The organism is Nocardioides sp., assembly GCF_964228225.1.
Lineage (GTDB): Bacteria > Actinomycetota > Actinomycetes > Propionibacteriales > Nocardioidaceae > Nocardioides.
In genome coordinates this window covers 16,185-36,336 of sequence record NZ_CAXQZB010000017.1, presented here as the reverse complement: position 1 = coordinate 36,336, position 20,152 = coordinate 16,185, and the positions used below count along the sequence as shown (strand labels likewise).

The window sequence follows — 20,152 nt, the reverse complement described above, 5'->3', positions numbered from 1 at the left end:
ACCACTTCGGGCCCCGATCCGGTGCATTCCGCTGGTGACGACGACGAACAGCACCCCCGACCTCACGACGTCCCGAGAAGGAGTGCTGTGGCGATCCGCCCGATCCGGCTCTTCGGCGACCCGGTGCTGCGCAAGCCCGCGCTGGAGGTCGTGACGTTCGACCGCGAGCTGCGCGCCCTGGTCTCCGACCTCACCGACACGATGCTGGACGCCCGTGGCGCCGGGTTGGCCGCGCCCCAGCTCGGTGTCGGCCTGCGGGTGTTCACCTGGAACGTCGACGGCGAGGTGGGTCACCTCATCAACCCCGACCTGTCGCTGTCGGAGGACACCCAGGACGGCGACGAGGGCTGCCTGTCGATCCCCGGCCTGGTCTACGACTGCCGCCGGGCGCGCTCCGTCGTCGCGCGGGGGTTCTCGATGCACGGGGAGCCGATCACGATCGAGGGCAGCGACCTGCTGGCCCGCGCGATCCAGCACGAGACCGACCACCTGGACGGGGTGCTGTTCGTCGACCGCCTCGACGACGCCGCCCGCAAGGCCGCGATGCGCGAGATCCGGGAGTCGGAGTGGTTCGGGCTGGAGAAGCCGACGATCAAGGTGAGCCCGCACCCGACGCGGGGATGGGGGTTCTGATGCGCGTCGTCTTCGCCGGCACGCCCGAGGTGGCGCTGCCGTCCCTGGAGGCCATCGCGGCCTCCTCCCACGAGCTGGTCGGCGTGGTCACCCGGCCCGACGCTCCCGCGGGTCGCGGTCGGCGCCTCGTCGCGAGCCCGGTGGCGCAGCGCGCCGAGGAGCTCGGCGTGCCCGTCCTCAAGCCCGACCACCCGCGCGACCCGGAGTTCCAGGCCGCCCTGCGCGCGCTGGAGCCCCACTGCTGCCCGGTGGTCGCCTACGGCGCCCTGCTGCCGCAGTCGGCGCTCGACATCCCGCCGCTGGGCTGGGTCAACCTGCACTTCTCCTGCCTGCCCGCCTGGCGCGGCGCCGCGCCGGTGCAGCACTCGCTGTGGGCCGGCGACGAGGTCACCGGCGCCACCACGTTCCGGATCGTCAAGGAGATGGACGCCGGCCCCACCTTCGGTGTCATGACCGAGCGGATCCGGCCCACCGACACCGCGGGCGACCTGCTCGGCCGCCTCGCCGAGGGCGGCGCGGGACTGCTCGTCGCCACCCTCGACGGTCTGGAGAACGGCACCCTGGAGGCCCGCGAGCAGCAGGCCGAGGGGGTGAGCATGGCCCCGAAGATCACCGTCGAGGACGCGCGCATCGTGTGGTCCGAGCCCGCGGTGGGCGTGGACCGTCGGATCCGGGCCTGCACGCCCGGGCCCGGCGCCTGGTCGCTGCACGACGGCGAGCGCATCAAGATCGGACCGGTCGTCCCGGTGGCCGCGGCCCCCGACGCAGCGCCGCTCGCGCCCGGTGAGCTGCGGGTGTCCAAGAACGAGGTGCTGGTGGGCACCGGCACCGACCCCGTGCGCCTGGGCGAGGTCAAGGCGTTCGGGAAGAAGCAGATGCCGGCCGCCGACTGGGCCCGGGGGGTCCGGCTGGAGTCCGGGGTCCGGTTCGGCGAGGGTGACTGAGCCGCCCCGCCGCCGCACGGGTCAGCGGGGACCCCGTCCGGACCGCCGTCCGGGCGCCCGGCCTGCCGGCGGCACCTCCCGGCCCGTCTCCGACCCGCCGCGTCGGGCCGCCTACGAGGTGCTCAAGGCGGTGCGCACCGCCGACGCCTACGCCAACCTCGTGCTCCCGGCGGTCGTGCGCCACTACGCGCTCGACCCGCGCGACGCCGGCTTCGCCACCGAGCTCGCCTCGGGTGCGCTGCGCCGTCGCGGCACCTACGACGCCGTCCTCGCGGCCTGCGTCGACCGCCCCCTGACCCGACTCGACGCCGGGGTGCTGGACGCCCTGCGGCTGGGCTGCCACCAGCTCCTGGCGATGCGGGTGCCGGTGCACGCCGCCATCAGCACCACCGTCGACCTCGTGCGCGACGTCGCCAACCCCGGTGCGGCCGGGCTCGCCAACGCGGTGCTGCGCAAGGTGGCGGCGCGGTCGCTGGAGGAGTGGGTGCCGCAGGTCGCCCCGAACGCCGCGACCGACCCGATCGGGCATGCCGCGGTGGCCCACAGCCATCCCGCCTGGGTGGTGCGCGAGCTGCGCAACGCCCTGGGGGAGCGGGCCGCGGAGATCGACGACCTGCTCGCCGCCGACAACGAGCCGCCCGCGGTCACCCTCGTGGCCCGTCCGGGCCGGGCGACCCGGGAGGAGCTCCCGGGCGACCCGACCCCGTACTCGCCGTACGGCGTCGTCTCCCACGGCGGCGCGCCGGGTGCGATCCCGGCCGTCGCGGAGGGTCGAGCCGGGGTGCAGGACGAGGGGTCGCAGCTGGTCGCGCTCGCGCTCGCCGCCGCGGCGCCGCGCGGACCGGACCGCACGTGGGTGGACCTGTGCGCGGGGCCCGGCGGCAAGGCCTCCCTGCTCGCGGCCCTGGCCGCCGAGCGCGGCGCCGGCCTGCTGGCGGTGGAGCACGCCCCGCACCGCGCCGGCCTGGTCGCGCGCGCCCTCGGCGCCGGCGCCACGGTGGCCGCGACCGGCGCGCCGGGCGTGGTGGGCGTGGTCGCCGCCGACGGCCGGCGTCCCCCGCTGCGGCCCGGTGGCGCCGACCGCGTGCTGGTCGACGTGCCCTGCACCGGGCTCGGGGCGCTGCGACGTCGTCCCGAGGCGCGCTGGCGGCGTCGTCCCGAGGACCTCATCGACCTCGGGCTGCTGCAGAAGGAGCTGCTCGGCGCGGCGCTCGACCTCGTCCGGCCCGGTGGGGTGGTGCTCTACGCCACCTGCTCGCCGGTGCTGATGGAGACCGCCGGCGTGGTGCAGTCCGTGCTCGCCTCGCGTCCCGGCGTCGTGCTCGAGGACGTCGCCGACGTGCTGCCCGCGGTGCCCGACGCCGCCGGGCCGCTGCCCGGCACCGTGCAGCTGTGGCCCCACCGCCACGGCACCGACGCGATGTTCATGGCGCTCCTGCGCCGGCCGGACGGGCCTGCCGAGGGGCCCGCGGACTAGCCTTCGGGCATGGCGTCCAGCGCACCGGCGGTCGAGATCGAGGTCGACGACCGCGTCGTGCGCGTGTCCAACCCCGATCGCGTGTACTTCCCCGACCTCGGGCTCACCAAGCTGGACCTGGTGGAGTACTACCTCGCCGTGGGGGAGGGCCTGCTCACCGCGCTCTACGAGCGGCCCTGCATGCTGCACCGCTTCCCGAAGGGTCTGGCCGGCCCCAAGGTGCACCAGAAGCGGCTGCCCGCCGGCGCGCCGCCGTGGGTCGAGACGGTGGAGCTGTTCTTCCCCCGCTGGGGACGCACCGCCGACGAGCTGTGCGTCACCGAGCTCGGCAGCATCATCTGGGCGGTGCAGATGTCGACCGTCGAGTTCCACCCGTGGAACAGTCGCCGCGACGACGTCGAGAAGCCCGACGAGTGGCGCATCGACCTCGACCCGGGGCCGGCCTCGGACTGGGCGCAGGTGCGGCGCGTGGCCGGCGTCGTGCACGAGGTGCTCGACGAGCTCGGGGCCGTGGGACACCCCAAGACCAGTGGCGGCGCCGGCCTGCACGTCTACGTGCGGGTGCGCCCCGACCACGACCACCGGGCCGTGCGGCGCGCCGCGCTGGCCTTCGCCCGCGAGGTCGAGCGGCGCTGCCCCGACGACGTCACCACCGCGTGGTGGCGCAAGGACCGCGACCCGGGCCACCTGTTCGACGACTACACCCAGAACGCCCGCGACCACACGATCGCGGCGGCCTACTCGGTGCGCGGACGCCCGGACGGCCGCGTGTCGGCGCCGGTGCGCTGGGAGGAGGTCCCCGACTGCGAGCCCGACGACTTCACGATCCTCACGATGCCGGCCCGGTTCGCCGCGATCGGCGACCTGCACGCCGACATCGACCGCGACGTCTTCGACCTGGCCCCGCTGCTGGAGTGGGCCGCGCGCGACGAGGCCGCGGGCGCCCCGGTGCCGGAGGAGGACGCGGGATGAACGGCACCTGGGAGGACCTCAACCGTCGCCTCACCGGCGCGATCCTCGGCCTGGACCTGCACGACGTGCTCGAGATCCGGGAGCGGGCGCCGCAGGCACCGCGCTCCCGCTGGCGGCGGCGCGCGGCGTCGGGTGGGCCGGCGGCCCCGACGCGCTTCGTGCGCATCACCGCCGCCCGCGACGTGCTGATCGGGGAGTGCGTCGGTGCCACGGAGTTCGGCGGGGAGTGGCCGATGGACGCCGCGCAGCAGGCCGCCCTGGAGCGGCAGGGCTGGTCGCGGCCCTGGTCCCCGGACTACCCCACCTACCAGCGGGAGCACTCCCTGGCCGAGGCGCCCCGGCTGGCGCTCGCGGCCGTCCGGGCCCTCGAGCTGCTCGGGGCGCAGATGGCCGACCTCGAGGTCCGGTTGTCTCGGGAGGACCCGACCTGAGTCCGGCCGACGGGCTGCGCCGCTACCGTGGGCGCCCGTGGGACACGTCCAGATCACCCCGTCCATCCTCAACGCCGACTTCGCCGCCCTGGGCGCGGAGATCGCCCGGATCCCGGGCGCCGACATGGTGCACGTCGACGTCATGGACAACCACTTCGTGCCCAACCTGACCTTCGGTCCGACGATGGTCGAGGCACTGGCCCGCAGCACCTCGATCCCGCTCGACGCCCACCTGATGATCGAGGACGCCGACCGGCACGCGCCCGCCTACGTCGAGGCCGGCTGCGCGTCGGTGACCTTCCACGTGGAGGCGGCCCGGGCCCCGGTGCGGTTGGCGCGCGAGATCCGCGCCGCCGGTGGGCGCGCCAGCATGGCCCTGCGCCCCGCCACCCCGATCGAGCCCTACGAGGACCTGCTGCCCGAGCTGGACATGCTCCTCATCATGACCGTGGAGCCCGGTTTCGGCGGTCAGAAGTTCCTCGACCTGTGCCTGCCCAAGATCCGCCGCGCGCGGGCGATGCTCGACCGCCACGGGGTCGCGACCGCCCTGCAGGTCGACGGCGGCGTCAGCCTCGACACGATCACGCGGTGCGCCGAGGCCGGCGCGGACGTGTTCGTGGCCGGCAGCGCCGTCTACTCCGCCGAGGACCCCGACGCGATGATCGCCTCCCTCCGCGCCGCCGCCGAGGCCGCCCGCCCCTGATCCCGCCTCCTCGACGCCGGGACGAGCGGCGCGTGGCAGGGCCCGCCTGCCGGGGTCGTGGTCACGCCTGGCGTGCCCCGCTTTAGTCGAGTGAGTCGATGCAGTAAGTTCCTGCGCGTGAGGTTCGTGGACGGCTGGCTGATCGCGGGCGCTGCCCTGTGCGTGCTCGGCCTGGCGTTCACGGTCCCCTGGCCGGCGTGGTTCGGCTGGGCGTACGTGGGTCTGCTCGACCACGTCGCCCGGCGCGCCCGGCGGTCCGGGGGTCCCGCGGCGTCCGCGTGACGGACGTCATGTGAACCCCACCACCGGCGTGTCGCCCCCTGTGGCACGCTAGGAACGACGAGCACATGCTCGCGTGCACTGGGGTCGGTGAAATTCCGAGCCGGCGGTGAGAGTCCGCGACCCGGTGGCAGCCAGCCACCGGTTGACCAGGTGGAATTCCTGGACCGACGGTCAGAGTCCGGATGGGAAGCGCACGCACGAGGTCCTCGACGCCTGTTCCGCCCCGGCGGAGCCGTGCGTCGTCGTCCGAGTCGCCCCAGGAGCGCGCGACCGGACCCGAGAGACCACGATGACCGACCCGCACCTCCTCGAGGGCGCTGCCGACTGGCCCGTGCCGGCCGAGACGGCGGCGATGGCGCGCGCGCTCGCGCTCGCCGCCTCCCCGGGGGTGCCGCTGGGTCCCAACCCGCGGGTCGGCAGCGTGCTGCTCGACGACGCCGGCCGGACGGTCGCGGAGGGCCACCACCGCGGCGCGGGGACGGCCCACGCCGAGGCCGACGCCCTGGCGCGGGCGGGGGAGGCGGCGCGCGGGACCACCGCGGTCGTGACCCTGGAGCCGTGCAACCACACCGGCCGCACGGGCCCCTGCGCCCGGGCGCTGATCGCCGCCGGGGTGCGTCGCGTCGTCTACGCCACGGGCGACCCGCACGCGATCGCCGCGGGCGGGGCCGCGACGTTGCGAGCCGCCGGGGTCGAGGTGGTCGCCGGCCTGGGCGGTGCCCAGGCCCGTGCCCTGAACCGCGCCTGGCTCCACGGCATCGCCACCGGCCGCCCCCTCGTGACCTGGAAGTTCGCCGCCGGTCTCGACGGTCGATCCGCGGCCGCCGACGGCTCCAGCCGCTGGATCACCTCGCTCGCCGCGCGCCGCGACGTCCACCGGCTGCGGGCGCAGGTCGACGTCATGCTCGTCGGCACCGGTACCGCGCTGGCCGACGATCCCGCGCTCACCGTGCGCGACGACGACGGCGTCGACCTGGCGCACCAGCCGCTGCGCGTGGTCATGGGGGAGCGCGACCTCCCGGAGTCCCTGCGCCTGTGGGCCCCCGCGGGCACCGACGGGGAGCCCGGGCGCCACCTGCGCACCCGCGACCCCGAGGCCGCCCTGGCGACGCTGTTCGACCTCGGCCGGCGCCACGTCCTGCTCGAGGGCGGTCCCGCCCTGGCCGCCGCGTTCGTGCGGGCCGGCCTGGTGGACGAGATCGTCGCCTACCTCGCCCCCGTGCTCCTCGGCGCCGGCACGCCCGCCGTCGCCGACCTCGGAGTGACCTCGATCGAGCAGGCCCTGCGCCCCGAGGTCACCGACCTGACCGTGCTCCCGCCCGCCGCGGCGGGGGAGCAGCCCAACGTGCGCGTCACCGCGACGCCCCGTCCCGCAGGAGGGAACTGATGTTCACCGGCATCGTCGAAGAGCTCGGCACCGTCGAGGCGGTCGAGGAGCAGGGAGACGCCATCCGACTCACCGTCGCCGCCACCACCGTGCTCGAGGGCACCGGCCTGGGCGACTCCATCGCCGTCAACGGCTGCTGCCTCACCGTCGTCAGCCACGACGGCGCCCGCTGGACCGCCGACGTGATGCAGGAGTCGCTGGACCGCACCAGCCTGGCCGGCATCGCCCCCGGACACCGGGTCAACCTCGAGCGGGCCGTCACCGCCGACAAGCGGCTGGGCGGTCACATCGTGCAGGGCCACGTCGACTCCGTGGGCCACGTCGTGGCCCGCCGCCCCTCCGAGCACTGGGAGATCGTGGAGATCGCGATGCCCGCCGAGCTCGGCCGTTACCTCGTCGAGAAGGGCTCGATCACCGTCGACGGCGTGAGCCTCACCGTCGTGGACGTCACCCCCACCAGCTTCACCGTCTCGCTCATCCCCGAGACCCTCGCCCGCACCACGCTGGGCCTGCGGCAGCCGGGCGAGGCGGTGAACCTCGAGGTGGACGTGCTGGCCAAGCACGTCGAGAAGCTCCTCGAGGCGCGTCTCGGCCAGCTCGGCCAGCCTGGTCAGCCCGGTCAGCCTGCCAGCACCCCCACCCCCGCCAGCGAAGGAGGCGCGCGATGACCGCCGCCCACACCCCCGACGACCTGCTGTCCGCCGCCGGGCTGGGCGCGCCCCAGCACGGCGGCGTCCGGCTCGACTCCGTCGATCGCGCCATCGCCGACATCGCGGCCGGTCGCGCCGTCGTGGTGGTCGACGACGAGGGCCGTGAGAACGAGGGCGACATCATCTTCGCCGCCAGCAAGGCCACCCCGGAGCTGATGGCGTTCACGATCCGTCACTCCAGCGGCGTGATCTGCGTGCCGATGCCGGGTGCGATGCTCGACCGGCTCGAGATCCCGTTGATGACCCCGCACAACAAGGACGCCTACCGCACCGCGTACACGATCTCGGTGGACGCCCGCGACGGCACCAGCACCGGCATCTCCGCCGCCGACCGGGCCCGCACCTGCCGCGTGTTGGCCGACAGCGCCACCGAGCCGTGGGAGCTCACCCGCCCCGGGCACGTGTTCCCGCTGCGCTACCGCGAGGGCGGGGTGCTCGTGCGCCGGGGCCACACCGAGGCCGCCGTCGACCTCGCCCGGCTCGCCGGGCTCACCCCCGCCGGGGTGCTGGTGGAGGTCGTCAACGACGACGGCACCATGAAGCGGGCCCCCGAGCTGCGGGCCTTCGCCGACGAGCACGACCTCGCGATGATCTCCATCGAGGACCTCGTGCGCTACCGGCGCCGTCACGAGATCCTCGTCGAGCGGGCCGCGGAGACCCGGCTCCCCACGCGGGCGGGGGAGTTCACCGCCTACGGCTACCGCATCACCACCGACGGCTCCGAGCACATCGCGCTCGTGCACGGCGACCTGGCCGAGGCGGGCGACGAGCCCGTGCTCACCCGGGTGCACTCGGAGTGCCTGACCGGCGACGTCTTCGGCAGCCACCGCTGCGACTGCGGGCCGCAGCTCGACGAGGCGCTGGAGCGCATCGTGGCCGCCGGCCGCGGCGTCGTGGTGTACCTGCGCGGCCACGAGGGCCGCGGCATCGGCCTGGTCGCGAAGCTGCAGGCCTACCAGCTCCAGGACGGCGGCCGCGACACCGTCGACGCCAACCTCGACCTCGGCCTGCCGGCCGACGCCCGCCACTACGGCACCGCCACCCAGATCCTCAAGGACCTCGGCGTCGGCGCCGTGCGGCTGCTCACCAACAACCCCGACAAGGTCGCCAACCTCGAGGAGTACGGCGTCACCGTCACCGAGCGCGTGCCGCTCACGCCGCACCCCAACGACCACAACCTGGCCTACCTGCTCACCAAGCGCGACCGGATGGGCCACCAGCTGCCCGACCTTCCGACCACGGCCGCAGCGGGCGCCCCGATCGACACCGCGATCCACACCGCCGAGGGAGACGACTGATGGCCGGACACGGCGCCCCCACCACCGAGCCGGTGGACTGCAGCGACCTGCGGGTGGCGATCCTCGCCGCCAGCTGGCACACCCAGGTGATGGACGGCCTGGTGGCGGGTGCGCAGCGCGCGTGCGCCGACTTCGGCGTCGTCGAGCCCCGCCTGGTGCGGGTGCCGGGTGCCTTCGAGCTGCCGGTGGCCGCCGACGCCCTGGCCCGCGCCGGCTACGACGTCGTCGTCGCGCTGGGCGTGGTCATCCGGGGCGGCACCCCCCACTTCGACTACGTCTGCTCGGCCGCCACCGACGGCCTGACCCGGGTCGCGCTCGACCACGCGACGCCCGTGGGTTTCGGCCTGCTCACCTGCGACACCGAGCAGCAGGCGCTGGACCGCGCCGGACTCCCCGGCTCGGTGGAGGACAAGGGCCACGAGGCGGCCTCGGCGGCCCTGCTCACCGCCCGCACCCTCGCCACGCTCGCGTGAGGGCCGGTCTCGCCGGTCCCCGCGGGTGCGGGGACCGGGCGCGACAGACCGTAGGCTGGCCCTCGTGAAGACGTTCGACGCCCTGTGGGCCGAGCTGTCCGAGAAGGCCCGCACCCGTCCCGAGGGATCCGGCACGGTCGCCGCCCTCGACGCCGGCGTCCATGCCATCGGCAAGAAGCTGGTCGAGGAGGCCGCGGAGTCCTGGATGGCCGCCGAGCACGAAGGTGCCGAGCGGGCCGCGGAGGAGATCAGCCAGCTGCTCTACCACGCCCAGGTGCTCATGCTGGCCGCCGGCATCGAGCTCGACGACGTCTACGCCCACCTGTGACCCCGAAGGCCGCTCCCATGACCGACAGCCCGCTGCGGATCGCGATCCCCAACAAGGGCTCGCTGTCCCAGTCCGCCTCCGACATGCTGCGCGAGTCCGGCTACCGCCAGCGCGAGGACAGCAAGCAGCTCACCCTCACCGACCCCGAGAACGGGGTGGAGTTCTTCTACCTGCGCCCCCGCGACATCGCGCTCTACGTCGGCGAGGGCACCCTCGACGTCGGCATCACCGGCCGCGACCTGCTGCGCGACTCCGGCGCCAAGGCGGAGGAGGCGCTCGACCTCGGGTTCGGCCGCAGCACCTTCCGCTTCGCCGGCCCCGTGGGCCGCTTCACCGACGCCGCCGACCTCGCCGGCACCCGGATCGCGACCTCCTACGTCGGGATCGTGCAGGACTACCTCGCCGTGCGCGGGATCGCGGCCACGGTCGTGCGCCTCGACGGCGCGGTCGAGACCAGCATCCAGCTCGGGGTCGCCGACGCCATCGCCGACGTCGTCGAGACCGGCACGACGCTGCGGCGCGCCGGCCTGGAGACGTTCGGTGAGCCCGTGCTGGAGTCCGAGGCCGTGCTCATCACCCGGCCCGGGGTGTCCGGCGGGGCGCTGGACATCTTCAAGCGCCGCCTGCAGGGCGTGCTGGTGGCCCGCAGCTACGTGATGATGGACTACGACGTCGCCGACGTCGACCTCGCCGCCGCCACGGCCCTCACGCCCGGCATCGAGGCGCCCACCGTCGCGCCGCTGCAGCGCGCCGGCTGGAGCGCGGTGCGGGCGATGGTGCCCCGCGAGGGCGCGAACCGGTTGATGGACGAGCTCTACGACCTCGGCGCCCGCGGCATCCTGCTCACCGACATCCACGCCTGCCGGTTGTGAGCATGAGCGAACTCCCCGACCTCCCGCGCACCTGGCGTCCGCTGGGTCCGCGGATCGCCGGCGCGGTGGGCGGCGGTGCGCTGGTCGCGATCCTGGCGATGCTGTGGATCAGCTTCGACGAGAACACCAAGCAGGCCGTCACGCCCTTCCAGCGCGGCACCGCCGTGCTGATGTTCGGCCTGGGCCTGGCGTGCCTGCACGCCCTGGCGCGCTGCCGGGTCACCGCCACCGAGGACGCGCTCGTGGTCGTCAACGGCTACCGGTCGCGGCGCCTGGAATGGCCGCAGGTCATCGCGATCCGGCTGCGGCCCGGCCAGCCGTGGGCGACGCTGGACCTCAACGACGGCTCGACCGTGTCGGTCATGGCGCTCCAGGGCTCCGACGGCGCCCGCGCCCGGCAGGGCGTCGCGGCGCTACGCGCCCTCCTCGACCGTCCGTATCCCCCAGGTCACTGACACCTCGTCGGTGCCGCTGCCCGCGGGCCCCAGGACGAGCAGGTCGATCCCGGAGTTGAAGGCGTCGGCGTTGGCCGTCATCGGCTCCACCGCCAGCGAGCGGCGGGCGGCGCCGGTCCCGTGTCCCGTGAACAGCTGCAGCCAGCGGACCTCCGGGCCGACCCACAGGGCCACGGTGCGGCCCTCGGCGGGATCATGCAGCAGCACGGTGGCCTCGCCGGTCTCGTCGCGCTCGAGGTCGGTGAAGGCGTCGTCGAGCACCAGGTCGCCGATCGGGCGCGGTGCGGTGAAGTCGTAGGGCGTGCCCGCCACGGGCTCGGTCCCAAGGGGGATCAGCCGGTCGTCGACCAGCGCGCGCGTGCGTGCCGGCAGCGTCAGCTCCCAGGAGTCCAGCGGACCACCACCGACCTGCAGGTAGGGGTGGGCGCCGCAGGCGTAGGGCGCGGGCGTGGGGCCGGTGTTCGTGGCGGTCTGGGTGACGGTGAGCCCGTCGGCGGAGAGGTCGTAGACCACCTGCAGGTCCAACGTCCAGGGGTACCCGGTCTGGGCCATCAGCCGGTAGTGCAGCACCACCGAGCGCGGGGTGTGCTCCTGCACCGTCCAGGCCACCCAGCGCGCCAGGCCGTGGGAGGCGTGCTGACGGGCGGGCTCGGTGATCGGCAGCTGCAGGTCCTCCCCCGCGAAGGAGTAGCGCCCGTCGCGGATGCGGTTGGGCCACGGCATCAGCAGCTGACCGCGCCCCGCCGAGGCCGTCGCGTCCTCGGCGAAGCCGTCCAGCAGGGCCCGCCCCTCGTGGTGCAGCAGGCGCAGGGCACCGCCGCTCTCGGTCACGACCGCGTCGTAGCCGCCGGCCGTGAGCCGGAACTGGTCACCGCTGGGAGGCAGCATGCGCGCTATCCGATCACGCCCGCGGTCGTGTCGACGTCGCCGTCCACGCCCGTGGACGGACCGGTCCCCGTCCACCAGTGCAGGTCGGCGTGGGCGCGGGTGCCGGCCTCGGCGAAGTGGGCCTGCTCGGCGACCCGGAACCGCCCCCACTCCGGCGCCAGGTGCGCGCCGTCGCGGGCCAGCCCGCGGCGCAGCCGCTCGGCGCTGCCGGCCTCGACCCAGACGATCGCGGTGGCGAGATCGCGGACGCGGGGGCCCGCGGCCCCCACGCCCTCCAGGACCACCAGGCCCGAAGGCGGCGCGGTGAGACGCACCGTCTCGCCGGGCGCCCCGGCGACCCAGTCGTAGCGGGTGTAGGTGCCCGTGCCGCCCGCCGCGAGCGGGAGCAAGGCGGCGCGCACCGCCTCGCCCACCCGCGGGAGACCGTCCCAGCCGTCCAGGAGGTCGTCGACGTGCACCAGGGCACTGCCCGGGGCCGCCGCCACGAGTCGTTCGGCCAGCGTGGTCTTGCCCGACCCCGCGGGTCCGTCGACGGCCAGCAGTCGCAGCCGGCCGAGCGTCGGCGGGCGACGGCGCACCAGCGCGAGCGCCTCGGTGACGATCGCCGCGGCGGTCGCGGCCACGGGCGGGCTGTCGGGCGGGTTCCCGGGCGGGGGAGGTGCCGTGCTCACGTGATGCCGCGACGACGCAGCAGGGCCTCGATGTCGGCGAACTCGTCGGTGCCCGCACCCCCGCCGGCGACGGCGCCCCGCGGTGCCGTCGCCGGCGTCGGCGGGACCGCTGCGGTGGGTGCGGCGCCGCGGCCGCGGCGCTCCAGGAACCCGGCGGCGAGCCACACCAGGACCGCCAGCAGTGCGACGCCCAGCCCGACCCAGACGGACGGGCTGAACACCAGCCGCGCCGCCCAGTCGCCCACGGCGTCGGCGATCCGGCCGATCAGCTGCAGGGTGCGGGTGAGGTAGGCGGCCACCACGAGCAGGGTGGCCGCCCCCCACCGCAGCCCGCTGACGGCGCCGCGCCGGCGCCAGGCCCACCATGTGCCGGCGCTCCCACCCAGGACGAGTGCCAGGGTGAGCGCGCCGTAGCCGGTCTGCTCCATGGTGCGAGCCTGCCACACGGGGTCACGGCCGGGTGCGGCTCCGGGGCCGGGTCAGGACGACGCCGGCGCGGTGAGCAGCCCGCGGCGCCGCAGGTGCGGCATGACGCCCTCGGCGAACCAGTGGGCCTCCTCGAGGTGGGGGTACCCCGAGAGGATGAACTCCTCGATCCCGAGGTCGGCGTACTCGCCGAGGCGCTCGGCGACCTCCTCGTGGGAGCCCACCAGTGCGGTGCCGGCCCCTCCGCGCACGAGCCCGACGCCGGCCCACAGCCCGGGCGAGACCTCCAGGTCGTGGGCGCCGATGCGCCCCCCGGCCTCGCGCACGGCGGTCGCTCCGCCGTGCAGCGCCAGCATCCGCTGCTGGCCGGTCGAGCGGCTCTCCTGCAGCGCCGACTGGGCGGCCTCCACCGCGCGCGGGTCCAGGCTGTCGAGCAGCCACTGGGCGTGGGCCCAGGCCTGCTCGTGGGTGTCGCGCGAGAGCGTGTGGATCCGCAGGCCGAAGCGGACGGTCCGGCCGCGGGCGGCGGCCAGGGCCCGGACCCGCTCGATCTTCTCCGCCACCAGCGCCGGCGGCTCGCCCCAGGTGAGGTAGACGTCCACCTGCTCGGCCGCGACGCGGAGGGCGGCGTCCGAGCTGCCCCCGAAGTAGAGATCGGGACGGTCGACGGGCGTCCCGCCGATGATCGCCTGCTCGGCGGCGAAGAACTCCCCGCGGTGGTCGTAGGGCGCCTGCTCCCAGGTGCCGCGCAGCACCTCGAGGAACTCCCCGGTGCGGCGGTACCGCGCGTCCTTGTCGCCCGCACCGATCTCGTCGCCGAAGCGCGCCTGCTCGCGCGGCTCGGCACCGGTGACGACGTTGAGCATCAGCCGACCGCCCGAGATCCGTTGGTACGCGGCCGCCATCTGCGCGGCGAGCACGGGGTTGATCACCCCGGGTCGGAAGGCGACCAGGAACCGCAGCCGGGTGGTCTCGCGCAGCAGGGCGGCGGTCACCAGCCACGCGTCCTCGCAGAAGGTGCCGGTCGGGGTCAGCACCCCGGTGAAGCCGAGCCGCTCGGCGGTGCGGGCGACGTCGGCGAGGTAGTCGATCGTCGGGGCCCGGAAGCCGTGGGTCGCGGTCTCGGCCAATGACTGCGCCACGTCGTGGGGCACCCCCTGGCCCGCCCCGAGCAGGGAGCGGGAGTCGCCGGAGGTGGGCAGGAACCAGTGCAGCCGTACCGGGCGCGTCACGAGGCGGCCCCGCCGCTGGTGGTGGTGGTGCTCGCGGTACCGGCTCCGGTGCCGGTGGTGGCGTCGTTGAAGCGGTCGTCGAAGAACCCGCTCATGTCGACCTTCTCCGGGATCAGCCCGGCGTCGGCGAAGGCGTCGGCCATCTGCTGCTCGGAGTCGATGATCGTGGAGTCGATCGGGAGGGTCTCGATGGTGCGCTTGGCCACGGCCGCGACGGTGATCGACTCGGGCAGACCGGTCTCGGCGGCCCAGACCTTCGCCCACTCCTCCTTGTGCGTGGCCGACCAGGCCTGGGCCTGGGCGATCCGGGAGAGGTAGTCCTCCAGCGCGGCCGAGGTGGCCGGGTCCTCCAGGGCGACGTCGGAGGCGACCTGGAAGGTGTAGCCGTTCATCAGGGTGCTGCCGTCGGCCAGCACGCGGGCGCCGGCGTCCTGCTCGGCCTGGGAGGTGAAGGGCTCCCAGATGGCCCACGCGTCGATCGAGCCGCCGCTGAACGCGGTGAGCGCGTCGGCGGGCTGCAGGCTCTTGACCGTGATGTCGTCGTAGGAGAGGCCCGCGGCCTGGAGCTGGGCGAGCAGGTTGTAGTTCGCCGAGCTGCCGGGGGCCACGGCCACCGTCTTGCCCTCGAGGTCGGCCACGGTGCGCAGCGGCGAGTCCTGCTGGACCACCAGGGCATCCCCGAGGCCGCCGTAGGTGGCGGCCTGGACGACCTTGAACTCCGAGCCGCCCGCGGCGGAGAAGATCGGCGGGGTGTTGCCGACCCCGCCGACGTGCAGGGCGTTGGCGTTCATCGCCTCGAGCAGCGGGGGACCGGAGGTGAACTCCTCCCAGGTGATGTCGTAGGGGATGTCGTCGAGGAGCCCGGCGGCCTGCAGCAGCGCCCGGGAGCCCCCCTTCTGGTCCCCGACGATCAGGGTGACCTTGGCGAGGTCGACCGTGCCGTCGTCGCGGATCGCGGCCTCGTTGCCGGTGGCGTCGGAACCGCATCCGGTGAGGGCGGCGGCGAGCAGCGCCGCGGCGGCCGCGAGGACGCCGGAGCGTCGTGCGCGCGTGCTCCCGAGGGTGCGGGTGGGGTGGGGACGTCGGATGGTCATGCTGCTCCTGTCGAGGCTCGGTGGCGGCCTTCGCCGCCGGGGGTGGTCGAGGTCGGGTCGCCGGCCCGCTGGGTGCGCGGCGGGGTCGGCTCGACGCCGACGGCCCGCAGCACCTCGGTGCGGATGCGGCCGATCTCGGGGTTGGTGTGGTCGCGGTCGTCGCGACGGGAGGTGATCTCGAAGCGGTGCTCGATGCGGCCGTGCTCCATCACCAGCACGCGGTCGGCGAGGGCGAGTGCCTCGTCGACGTCGTGGGTGACGATGAGCACCGCCATCCGGTGGCGGCGCCACAGGTCGATGACCAGCTGGTGCATCTCCATGCGGGTCAGCGCGTCGAGGGCGCTGAAGGGCTCGTCGAGCAGCAGCAGCGCGGGGTCGCTCACCAGGGCCCGGGCCAGCGACACGCGCTGGGCCTGCCCTCCGGAGAGCTCGCGCGGCCAGGCGTCGAGGCGGGCGCCCAGGCCCACCTCGGCGAGGGTGTCGCGGGCGCGCTCACGGCGCGCGGCGCGGGCCACGCGGTCGGGGGAGTTGAGCAGGGCCAGGGCCACGTTCTCGTGGGCGCTGCGCCAGGGCAGCAGCCGCGGCTCCTGGAAGGCCACGGCGCTGCGGCCCCGCACGGTCACCTCGCCGGCCGGTACCGGGTCGAGGCGGGCGAGGCTGCGCAGCAGCGGGGACTTGCCGCAGCCGGAGCGGCCCAGCAGGGCCACGAACTCCCCGGGCTGCAGCTCGAGGTCGACGCCGTCGAGGACGACCTGGTCGCCGAAGGACCGGCGATGGCCGCGGACCTCGACCACGGGGGGCTCGATGCTGTCGGCGGACGGGGTGGGGGTCAGCCGCGCCATGCCAGGGCCCTGCCTTCCAGGTAGCGGACGATCGCGTCGGTCGCCAGACCGAGCAGGCTGTAGACGGCCAGACCGACGACGATGGTGTCGGTCTGCTGGAACTCCCGGGCGAGGTTGATCATGTGGCCCAGGCCGTTGTCGGCCGCGATGGTCTCGGCGACGATCAGCGAGAGCCAGGCCACGCCCAGGCTCTGGCGCAGGCCCACCAGCGCCTGCGGGAGGGCGCCCGGCACGACGACGTGCCGCAGGCGCTGCCCCCAGGACAGGTTCATCGACCGGGCGGCCTCGAGCATGCGGGTGTCGATCCCGCGGATCCCGGCGACGGTGTTGAGGTAGAGGGGGAAGCACACGCCCATGGCGATCAGGGCCAGCTTCGGGGTCTCGTTCACGCCCATCCAGAGGATGAACAGCGGGATCAGGCCGAAGTGCGGCAGGGTGCGCAGCATCTGCATGAGCGGGTCGATGGCGTCCTCGCCGATCCGCCACAGGCCGGCGACGACCGCGAGCGTGACGCCGATCGTGGCGCCGATCGCGAACCCGAGGGCCGCGCGCTGCAGCGAGGTGAGGGTGGCCGAGCCGAGCACGCCGTCGGCGGCGAGCTGCCAGGCCGTCTGCAGGATCGTGGCGGGCGAGGCCAGGGTCCGCTCGTCGAGCACGCCGGTGCTGCTGGCCAGCTGCCACAGCGCGACGACGACGACCGGCGACACCCACCGGCGCAGGAACCGCCAGGGGGAGCGGCCGGACCGGGTCTTGCGGCTCGTCGGGCCGGTGGTGGCGACGCCGGGCGCCGCGGATCGCGCGGTGTCGGCCGTCGTGGTCACGGGGTCGGGGGGTGGTCCGAGTGCGGGGGATCGGGTGGTGGACATGACGTCAATTCCTATCAAGTCACTAGAGTTAAACCAAATGGGGTTGAGCCTCGGCGTGTCCGGGTACAGGGCTGGGTTTGGCCGTCCCGAGGGGCGCCGCGAGACTGGGGGTGTGAGCGCTCGCGACCTCCTCGCCCCGGCCTTCCCGGACGACACCGGCGAGGCCGATCCCGCCGTGCGGGCGGCGCTCGACGCCTGGCACGCCGACCCGGCGCGGCGCCCGGAGGCCGTGGCCGCCCTGCAGGGCACGCGGGTGCTGGTCCCCGTCGTGGCGGTGCTCGGGGAGGTCGAGGTCGACGCGCGCGGCCTGGCCCACGACAAGTCCGCCGACATGGCGGCGGTGCTGATGCGGGGCCGCGACGGCCGGGTGGCCCTGCTCGGGTTCACCTCCCTCGCCGCCATGGCGGCCTGGGACCCCGAGGCCCGGCCGGTGCCGGTGGCCGCCGAGACCGCGGCCCTGGCGGCGGTCCAGGAGGGTGCGCAGGCGCTGGTCCTCGACCTCGCCGGGCCGGTGCGGTTCGTGCTCGAGGGGGAGGACCTGCGGGCGTTCGCGGCCGGCTGGCGCCTGGCCCGGGTCGGCGACGACGTCGTCTGGCTGGGGCCGGCGGTCCCCGATTCGCCCCCGGTGGGCTGAGCGCGTACCATCGGTCTCTGACCGGTTCGTCATGCCCGCTCGCGGGCACGGCGTCCCCACAAGCGGAAGACAGCTCCATCGTCTCCCACCCGCATCGATCGCCGCGGCCCGCCGCACAGATCGTCGGGTCCAGGTCCCACGGACCTCCCGGTCCGGTTCCGTCCACCCCGGACGGCGTCGGCAGGAGGTGCGTCGCCTCCGCTCGTGGTCCCTCGTGAGGATCCGGCGGCGACGCGGCCGGATGTCGAGGGGGTGAACCCCATCGTTTCCCAGCCCCTGGAGGACACATCAGCACCGAGCTGCGTATCAACGAGCGGATCCGGGTTCCCGAGGTCCGCCTCGTCGGACCCAACGGCGAGACGGTCGGCATCGTGCCGACCGATCAGGCCCTCAAGCTGGCCCAGGAGGCCGACCTCGACCTGGTCGAGGTCGCTCCCGCGGCCCGCCCGCCCGTCTGCAAGCTCATGGACTACGGGAAGTTCAAGTACGAGAACGCCCAGAAGGCCCGTGAGGCACGTCGGAACCAGACGAACGTGATCATCAAGGAGATGAAGCTTCGTCCGAAGATCGACGCCCACGACTACGAGACCAAGAAGGGTCACGTGGTCCGGTTCCTCAAGGCCGGCGACAAGGTCAAGATCACGATCATGTTCCGCGGTCGTGAGCAGCACCGCCCCGAGCTGGGCTTCCGCCTGCTCCAGCGGCTGGCCGAGGACGTCACCGAGCTGGGCTTCGTCGAGTCGTCCCCCAAGCAGGACGGCCGCAACATGATCATGGTCCTGGGTCCCCACAAGACGAAGGCCGAGGCCAAGGCCGACCACCTCGTGCAGAAGGCCGAGAAGGCCGCCGAGCGGGCCGCCGCCGAGGCCGAGGAGGCCGCCGAGCGCGAGGCCGCGCACGCCGCCGGTCCCGTGGCCGCCAAGAAGGAGCGCCGCCGCTCCGAGAACCTCGATCCCGAGATCGAGGCCTGATCCTGCGCCCCGCTCGCCGGGGCCACCCCGCACCCGTCCGCCGGCGGGTGCTCCACCCCGCACGTTCGGCCCCGCGCCGAGAGTGACCACGAGGAGATTCAGATGCCGAAGAACAAGACCCACTCGGGAGCCAGCAAGCGCTTCCGGGTGACCGGGTCGGGCAAGATCCGCCGCCAGAAGGCCGGCCTGCGCCACAACCTCGAGAAGAAGCCCTCGAAGGTGACCCGCCGGATGGCCGGCACCACGGAGGTCGCCAAGGCCGACGTCCCGCGCGCGAAGAAGCTGCTGGGTCTCTGACCCTCCCGCTTCCCCCGACCCCCTCGCGGTCCGCCGCGACCACCCGTTGCACCAAGGAGTAAGACCATGGCTCGCGTCAAGCGCGCAGTGAACGCCCAGAAGAAGCGTCGGACCACCCTCGAGCGCGCCAGCGGCTACCGCGGCCAGCGCTCGCGCCTGTACCGCAAGGCCAAGGAGCAGGTCACCCACTCGCTGGTCTACAGCTACAACGACCGCCGCAAGAACAAGGGCAACTTCCGTCGCCTCTGGATCCAGCGCATCAACGCGGCCGCCCGTGCCGAGGGCCTGACCTACAACCGCTTCATCCAGGGCCTGAACCTGGCCGGCGTCGAGGTCGACCGCAAGATCCTCGCCGACCTCGCCGTCAACGACCCGGCCGCCTTCTCGGCGCTGGTCGCCCAGGCCAAGGCCGCGCTGCCCGAGGACGTCAACGCGCCCAAGGTCTCCGCCTGAGCATCGACGCCCCGCTGGGCGCGAGCAACGCTCGCGTCAAGCAGCTACGGCGCCTGACCCGCCGCTCCGAGCGACCGGCGCGGCGGCTCTTCCTCGCCGAGGGGCGCAACGCGGTCGAGGCGGCGCTGGCTGCCGGCGTCGCCGTCGAGGTCCTGCTCGGCCCCGGCGCCGACGACCTGCTGCCCGGGCTGCCCGGGCTGCCCGGCGTGCCCGACGGGGTCGTGCTGACCCGTGTCGACGACCGGGCGCTCGCGGCGCTCTCCGACGCCGTCTCACCCGCCGGCATCCTGGCCGTGTGCCGCTCGATCGACGTGCCGCTGGGCGAGGCGCTGGTGGGCGGGTTCGTCGCCGTGTGCGCCGACGTCAACGACCCCGGCAACGCCGGGACCGTCATCCGCTGTGCCGACGCCGCCGGCGCGGGCGGCGTCGTGCTGGCCGGTCGTGCCGTCGACCTGCACAACCCCAAGACCATCCGGGCCAGCGCGGGCAGTGCGTTCCACCTGCCCGTCGCGGTCGAGCCCGACGCGCGGGCCGCCGTCCTGGCGGCGAAGTCGGCCGGCTTCCGCGTGCTCGCCACCACCGCCACCGGGCGCGTGGACCTCTTCGACGCCGCCCCGCTGCTGCAGCAGCCGGTGGCGTGGCTGTTCGGCAACGAGGCCCACGGCCTGGACCCCGACCTCCTCGCGCTGGCCGACGACGAGGTCGCCATCCCGATCCGGGGCCGGGCCGAGAGTCTCAACCTCTCCACCGCCGCCGCGCTGTGCCTCTACGAGAGCGCCCGCGCCCGACGCTGAGCGGTCCGCCCTAGGGTGG

The 20,152-nt window shown here is 74.6% G+C and carries 26 protein-coding genes and 1 riboswitch; of the genes, 19 read left to right on the top strand and 7 right to left on the bottom strand.

What is annotated here, in order from left to right; all coding sequences use genetic code 11:
* Nucleotides 1-87 precede the first annotated feature (87 nt).
* From def to ACERUJ_RS04635, 14 genes are all read left to right on the top strand, one after another.
* Nucleotides 88-633 (top strand): peptide deformylase, encoded by a 546-nt coding sequence (def, locus tag ACERUJ_RS04700; RefSeq protein WP_370247293.1) that lies wholly within the window; start codon nt 88-90, stop codon nt 631-633.
* Nucleotides 633-1,577, top strand: a complete 945-nt coding sequence (gene fmt / locus ACERUJ_RS04695; protein WP_370247292.1) for a methionyl-tRNA formyltransferase — start codon at nt 633-635, stop codon at nt 1,575-1,577. Before def ends, fmt begins: the two co-directional genes overlap by 1 nt.
* Complete coding sequence (locus ACERUJ_RS04690; RefSeq protein ID WP_370247291.1) at nt 1,570-3,054, top strand: RsmB/NOP family class I SAM-dependent RNA methyltransferase; 1,485 nt, start codon at nt 1,570-1,572, stop codon at nt 3,052-3,054. Before fmt ends, ACERUJ_RS04690 begins: the two co-directional genes overlap by 8 nt.
* Before the next feature lie 9 nt (nt 3,055-3,063).
* Nucleotides 3,064-4,026 (top strand): non-homologous end-joining DNA ligase, encoded by a 963-nt coding sequence (gene ligD / locus ACERUJ_RS04685; RefSeq protein WP_370247290.1) that lies wholly within the window; start codon nt 3,064-3,066, stop codon nt 4,024-4,026.
* Nucleotides 4,023-4,457 carry a hypothetical protein gene (locus tag ACERUJ_RS04680; RefSeq protein ID WP_370247289.1) on the top strand — a complete coding sequence of 145 codons (435 nt, stop codon included), beginning with the start codon at nt 4,023-4,025 and terminating at the stop codon, nt 4,455-4,457. Before ligD ends, ACERUJ_RS04680 begins: the two co-directional genes overlap by 4 nt.
* Before the next feature lie 37 nt (nt 4,458-4,494).
* Nucleotides 4,495-5,160 carry a ribulose-phosphate 3-epimerase gene (gene rpe, locus ACERUJ_RS04675; RefSeq protein ID WP_370247287.1) on the top strand — a complete coding sequence of 222 codons (666 nt, stop codon included), beginning with the start codon at nt 4,495-4,497 and terminating at the stop codon, nt 5,158-5,160.
* Nucleotides 5,161-5,277: 117 nt separating this feature from the next.
* Nucleotides 5,278-5,442: a hypothetical protein gene (locus ACERUJ_RS04670; protein ID WP_370247286.1), complete on the top strand. Its 165-nt coding sequence runs from the start codon at nt 5,278-5,280 to the stop codon at nt 5,440-5,442.
* A 69-nt stretch (nt 5,443-5,511) separates the two neighbouring features.
* Nucleotides 5,512-5,641: riboswitch (FMN riboswitch) on the top strand.
* Nucleotides 5,642-5,731: 90 nt separating this feature from the next.
* On the top strand, nt 5,732-6,829 hold the full coding sequence (gene ribD, locus ACERUJ_RS04665; protein WP_370247285.1) for a bifunctional diaminohydroxyphosphoribosylaminopyrimidine deaminase/5-amino-6-(5-phosphoribosylamino)uracil reductase RibD: 1,098 nt from the start codon (nt 5,732-5,734) through the stop codon (nt 6,827-6,829).
* Nucleotides 6,829-7,497, top strand: coding sequence for a riboflavin synthase (locus ACERUJ_RS04660; protein WP_370247284.1), 669 nt, complete (start codon nt 6,829-6,831; stop codon nt 7,495-7,497). The genes ribD and ACERUJ_RS04660 overlap by 1 nt, the downstream gene beginning before the upstream one ends.
* A complete protein-coding gene (locus tag ACERUJ_RS04655; protein WP_370247283.1) occupies nt 7,494-8,837 on the top strand; it encodes a bifunctional 3,4-dihydroxy-2-butanone-4-phosphate synthase/GTP cyclohydrolase II in 1,344 nt (447 codons plus the stop codon). The genes ACERUJ_RS04660 and ACERUJ_RS04655 overlap by 4 nt, the downstream gene beginning before the upstream one ends.
* Nucleotides 8,837-9,310: a 6,7-dimethyl-8-ribityllumazine synthase gene (gene ribH, locus ACERUJ_RS04650; RefSeq protein WP_370247282.1), complete on the top strand. Its 474-nt coding sequence runs from the start codon at nt 8,837-8,839 to the stop codon at nt 9,308-9,310. Before ACERUJ_RS04655 ends, ribH begins: the two co-directional genes overlap by 1 nt.
* 64 nt (nt 9,311-9,374) lie before the next feature.
* Nucleotides 9,375-9,638: a phosphoribosyl-ATP diphosphatase gene (locus ACERUJ_RS04645; RefSeq protein WP_370247280.1), complete on the top strand. Its 264-nt coding sequence runs from the start codon at nt 9,375-9,377 to the stop codon at nt 9,636-9,638.
* A 17-nt stretch (nt 9,639-9,655) separates the two neighbouring features.
* Nucleotides 9,656-10,510: an ATP phosphoribosyltransferase gene (gene hisG, locus ACERUJ_RS04640; protein ID WP_370247279.1), complete on the top strand. Its 855-nt coding sequence runs from the start codon at nt 9,656-9,658 to the stop codon at nt 10,508-10,510.
* A gap of 2 nt (nt 10,511-10,512) precedes the next feature.
* Complete coding sequence (locus tag ACERUJ_RS04635) at nt 10,513-10,965, top strand: PH domain-containing protein (RefSeq protein ID WP_370247278.1); 453 nt, start codon at nt 10,513-10,515, stop codon at nt 10,963-10,965.
* On the opposite strand, the gene ACERUJ_RS04630 is transcribed toward ACERUJ_RS04635, so the two are convergent.
* From ACERUJ_RS04630 to ACERUJ_RS04600, 7 genes are read right to left on the bottom strand one after another with little or no spacing between them, the layout of a single operon-like run.
* On the bottom strand, nt 10,924-11,853 hold the full coding sequence (locus tag ACERUJ_RS04630) for an aldose 1-epimerase family protein (RefSeq protein ID WP_370247277.1): 930 nt from the start codon (nt 11,851-11,853) through the stop codon (nt 10,924-10,926). The genes ACERUJ_RS04635 and ACERUJ_RS04630 overlap by 42 nt on opposite strands.
* 5 nt (nt 11,854-11,858) lie before the next feature.
* Entirely contained in the window at nt 11,859-12,476 is a 618-nt protein-coding gene (locus ACERUJ_RS04625; protein ID WP_370247276.1) for a 4-amino-4-deoxy-L-arabinose transferase, read from the bottom strand.
* 44 nt (nt 12,477-12,520) lie between these two features.
* Entirely contained in the window at nt 12,521-12,952 is a 432-nt protein-coding gene (locus ACERUJ_RS04620) for a hypothetical protein (RefSeq protein WP_370247275.1), read from the bottom strand.
* Nucleotides 12,953-13,003: 51 nt separating this feature from the next.
* Nucleotides 13,004-14,182 carry an LLM class flavin-dependent oxidoreductase gene (locus tag ACERUJ_RS04615; protein WP_370247274.1) on the bottom strand — a complete coding sequence of 393 codons (1,179 nt, stop codon included), beginning with the start codon at nt 14,180-14,182 and terminating at the stop codon, nt 13,004-13,006.
* Entirely contained in the window at nt 14,179-15,276 is a 1,098-nt protein-coding gene (locus ACERUJ_RS04610; RefSeq protein WP_370247273.1) for an ABC transporter substrate-binding protein, read from the bottom strand. The genes ACERUJ_RS04615 and ACERUJ_RS04610 overlap by 4 nt, the downstream gene beginning before the upstream one ends.
* Complete coding sequence (locus ACERUJ_RS04605) at nt 15,273-16,118, bottom strand: ABC transporter ATP-binding protein (protein ID WP_370247272.1); 846 nt, start codon at nt 16,116-16,118, stop codon at nt 15,273-15,275. The genes ACERUJ_RS04610 and ACERUJ_RS04605 overlap by 4 nt, the downstream gene beginning before the upstream one ends.
* Entirely contained in the window at nt 16,106-16,984 is an 879-nt protein-coding gene (locus tag ACERUJ_RS04600; RefSeq protein ID WP_370247271.1) for an ABC transporter permease, read from the bottom strand. Before ACERUJ_RS04600 ends, ACERUJ_RS04605 begins: the two co-directional genes overlap by 13 nt.
* Nucleotides 16,985-17,096: 112 nt before the next feature.
* Between ACERUJ_RS04600 and ACERUJ_RS04595 the strand changes: the two genes are divergently transcribed.
* The 5 genes from ACERUJ_RS04595 (at nt 17,097) to ACERUJ_RS04575 (ending at nt 20,133) form a co-directional block, all read left to right on the top strand.
* Complete coding sequence (locus ACERUJ_RS04595; protein ID WP_370247270.1) at nt 17,097-17,618, top strand: SseB family protein; 522 nt, start codon at nt 17,097-17,099, stop codon at nt 17,616-17,618.
* A gap of 287 nt (nt 17,619-17,905) precedes the next feature.
* Entirely contained in the window at nt 17,906-18,589 is a 684-nt protein-coding gene (gene infC / locus ACERUJ_RS04590; protein ID WP_370247295.1) for a translation initiation factor IF-3, read from the top strand.
* A 102-nt stretch (nt 18,590-18,691) separates the two neighbouring features.
* On the top strand, nt 18,692-18,886 hold the full coding sequence (gene rpmI / locus ACERUJ_RS04585) for a 50S ribosomal protein L35 (protein ID WP_370247269.1): 195 nt from the start codon (nt 18,692-18,694) through the stop codon (nt 18,884-18,886).
* Nucleotides 18,887-18,952: 66 nt separating this feature from the next.
* Nucleotides 18,953-19,339: a 50S ribosomal protein L20 gene (gene rplT / locus ACERUJ_RS04580; RefSeq protein ID WP_370247268.1), complete on the top strand. Its 387-nt coding sequence runs from the start codon at nt 18,953-18,955 to the stop codon at nt 19,337-19,339.
* Nucleotides 19,336-20,133: a TrmH family RNA methyltransferase gene (locus ACERUJ_RS04575; protein WP_372715300.1), complete on the top strand. Its 798-nt coding sequence runs from the start codon at nt 19,336-19,338 to the stop codon at nt 20,131-20,133. The genes rplT and ACERUJ_RS04575 overlap by 4 nt, the downstream gene beginning before the upstream one ends.
* Nucleotides 20,134-20,152: the final 19 nt, after the last annotated feature.

Excerpts from the sequence above, each read along its gene's own strand:
- fmt (WP_370247292.1), top strand. The coding sequence starts at position 633 with ATGCGCGTCGTCTTCGCCGGCACGCCCGAGGTGGCGCTGCCGTCCCTG.
- ligD (WP_370247290.1), top strand. The coding sequence starts at position 3,064 with ATGGCGTCCAGCGCACCGGCGGTCGAGATCGAGGTCGACGACCGCGTC.
- ACERUJ_RS04680 (WP_370247289.1), top strand. The coding sequence starts at position 4,023 with ATGAACGGCACCTGGGAGGACCTCAACCGTCGCCTCACCGGCGCGATC.
- ribD (WP_370247285.1), top strand. The coding sequence starts at position 5,732 with ATGACCGACCCGCACCTCCTCGAGGGCGCTGCCGACTGGCCCGTGCCG.
- ACERUJ_RS04660 (WP_370247284.1), top strand. The coding sequence starts at position 6,829 with ATGTTCACCGGCATCGTCGAAGAGCTCGGCACCGTCGAGGCGGTCGAG.
- ACERUJ_RS04655 (WP_370247283.1), top strand. The coding sequence starts at position 7,494 with ATGACCGCCGCCCACACCCCCGACGACCTGCTGTCCGCCGCCGGGCTG.
- ribH (WP_370247282.1), top strand. The coding sequence starts at position 8,837 with ATGGCCGGACACGGCGCCCCCACCACCGAGCCGGTGGACTGCAGCGAC.
- hisG (WP_370247279.1), top strand. The coding sequence starts at position 9,656 with ATGACCGACAGCCCGCTGCGGATCGCGATCCCCAACAAGGGCTCGCTG.
- ACERUJ_RS04635 (WP_370247278.1), top strand. The coding sequence starts at position 10,513 with ATGAGCGAACTCCCCGACCTCCCGCGCACCTGGCGTCCGCTGGGTCCG.
- ACERUJ_RS04630 (WP_370247277.1), bottom strand. The coding sequence starts at position 11,853 with ATGCTGCCTCCCAGCGGTGACCAGTTCCGGCTCACGGCCGGCGGCTAC.
- ACERUJ_RS04620 (WP_370247275.1), bottom strand. The coding sequence starts at position 12,952 with ATGGAGCAGACCGGCTACGGCGCGCTCACCCTGGCACTCGTCCTGGGT.
- ACERUJ_RS04610 (WP_370247273.1), bottom strand. The coding sequence starts at position 15,276 with ATGACCATCCGACGTCCCCACCCCACCCGCACCCTCGGGAGCACGCGC.
- ACERUJ_RS04605 (WP_370247272.1), bottom strand. The coding sequence starts at position 16,118 with ATGGCGCGGCTGACCCCCACCCCGTCCGCCGACAGCATCGAGCCCCCC.
- ACERUJ_RS04600 (WP_370247271.1), bottom strand. The coding sequence starts at position 16,984 with ATGTCCACCACCCGATCCCCCGCACTCGGACCACCCCCCGACCCCGTG.
- rpmI (WP_370247269.1), top strand. The coding sequence starts at position 18,692 with ATGCCGAAGAACAAGACCCACTCGGGAGCCAGCAAGCGCTTCCGGGTG.
- rplT (WP_370247268.1), top strand. The coding sequence starts at position 18,953 with ATGGCTCGCGTCAAGCGCGCAGTGAACGCCCAGAAGAAGCGTCGGACC.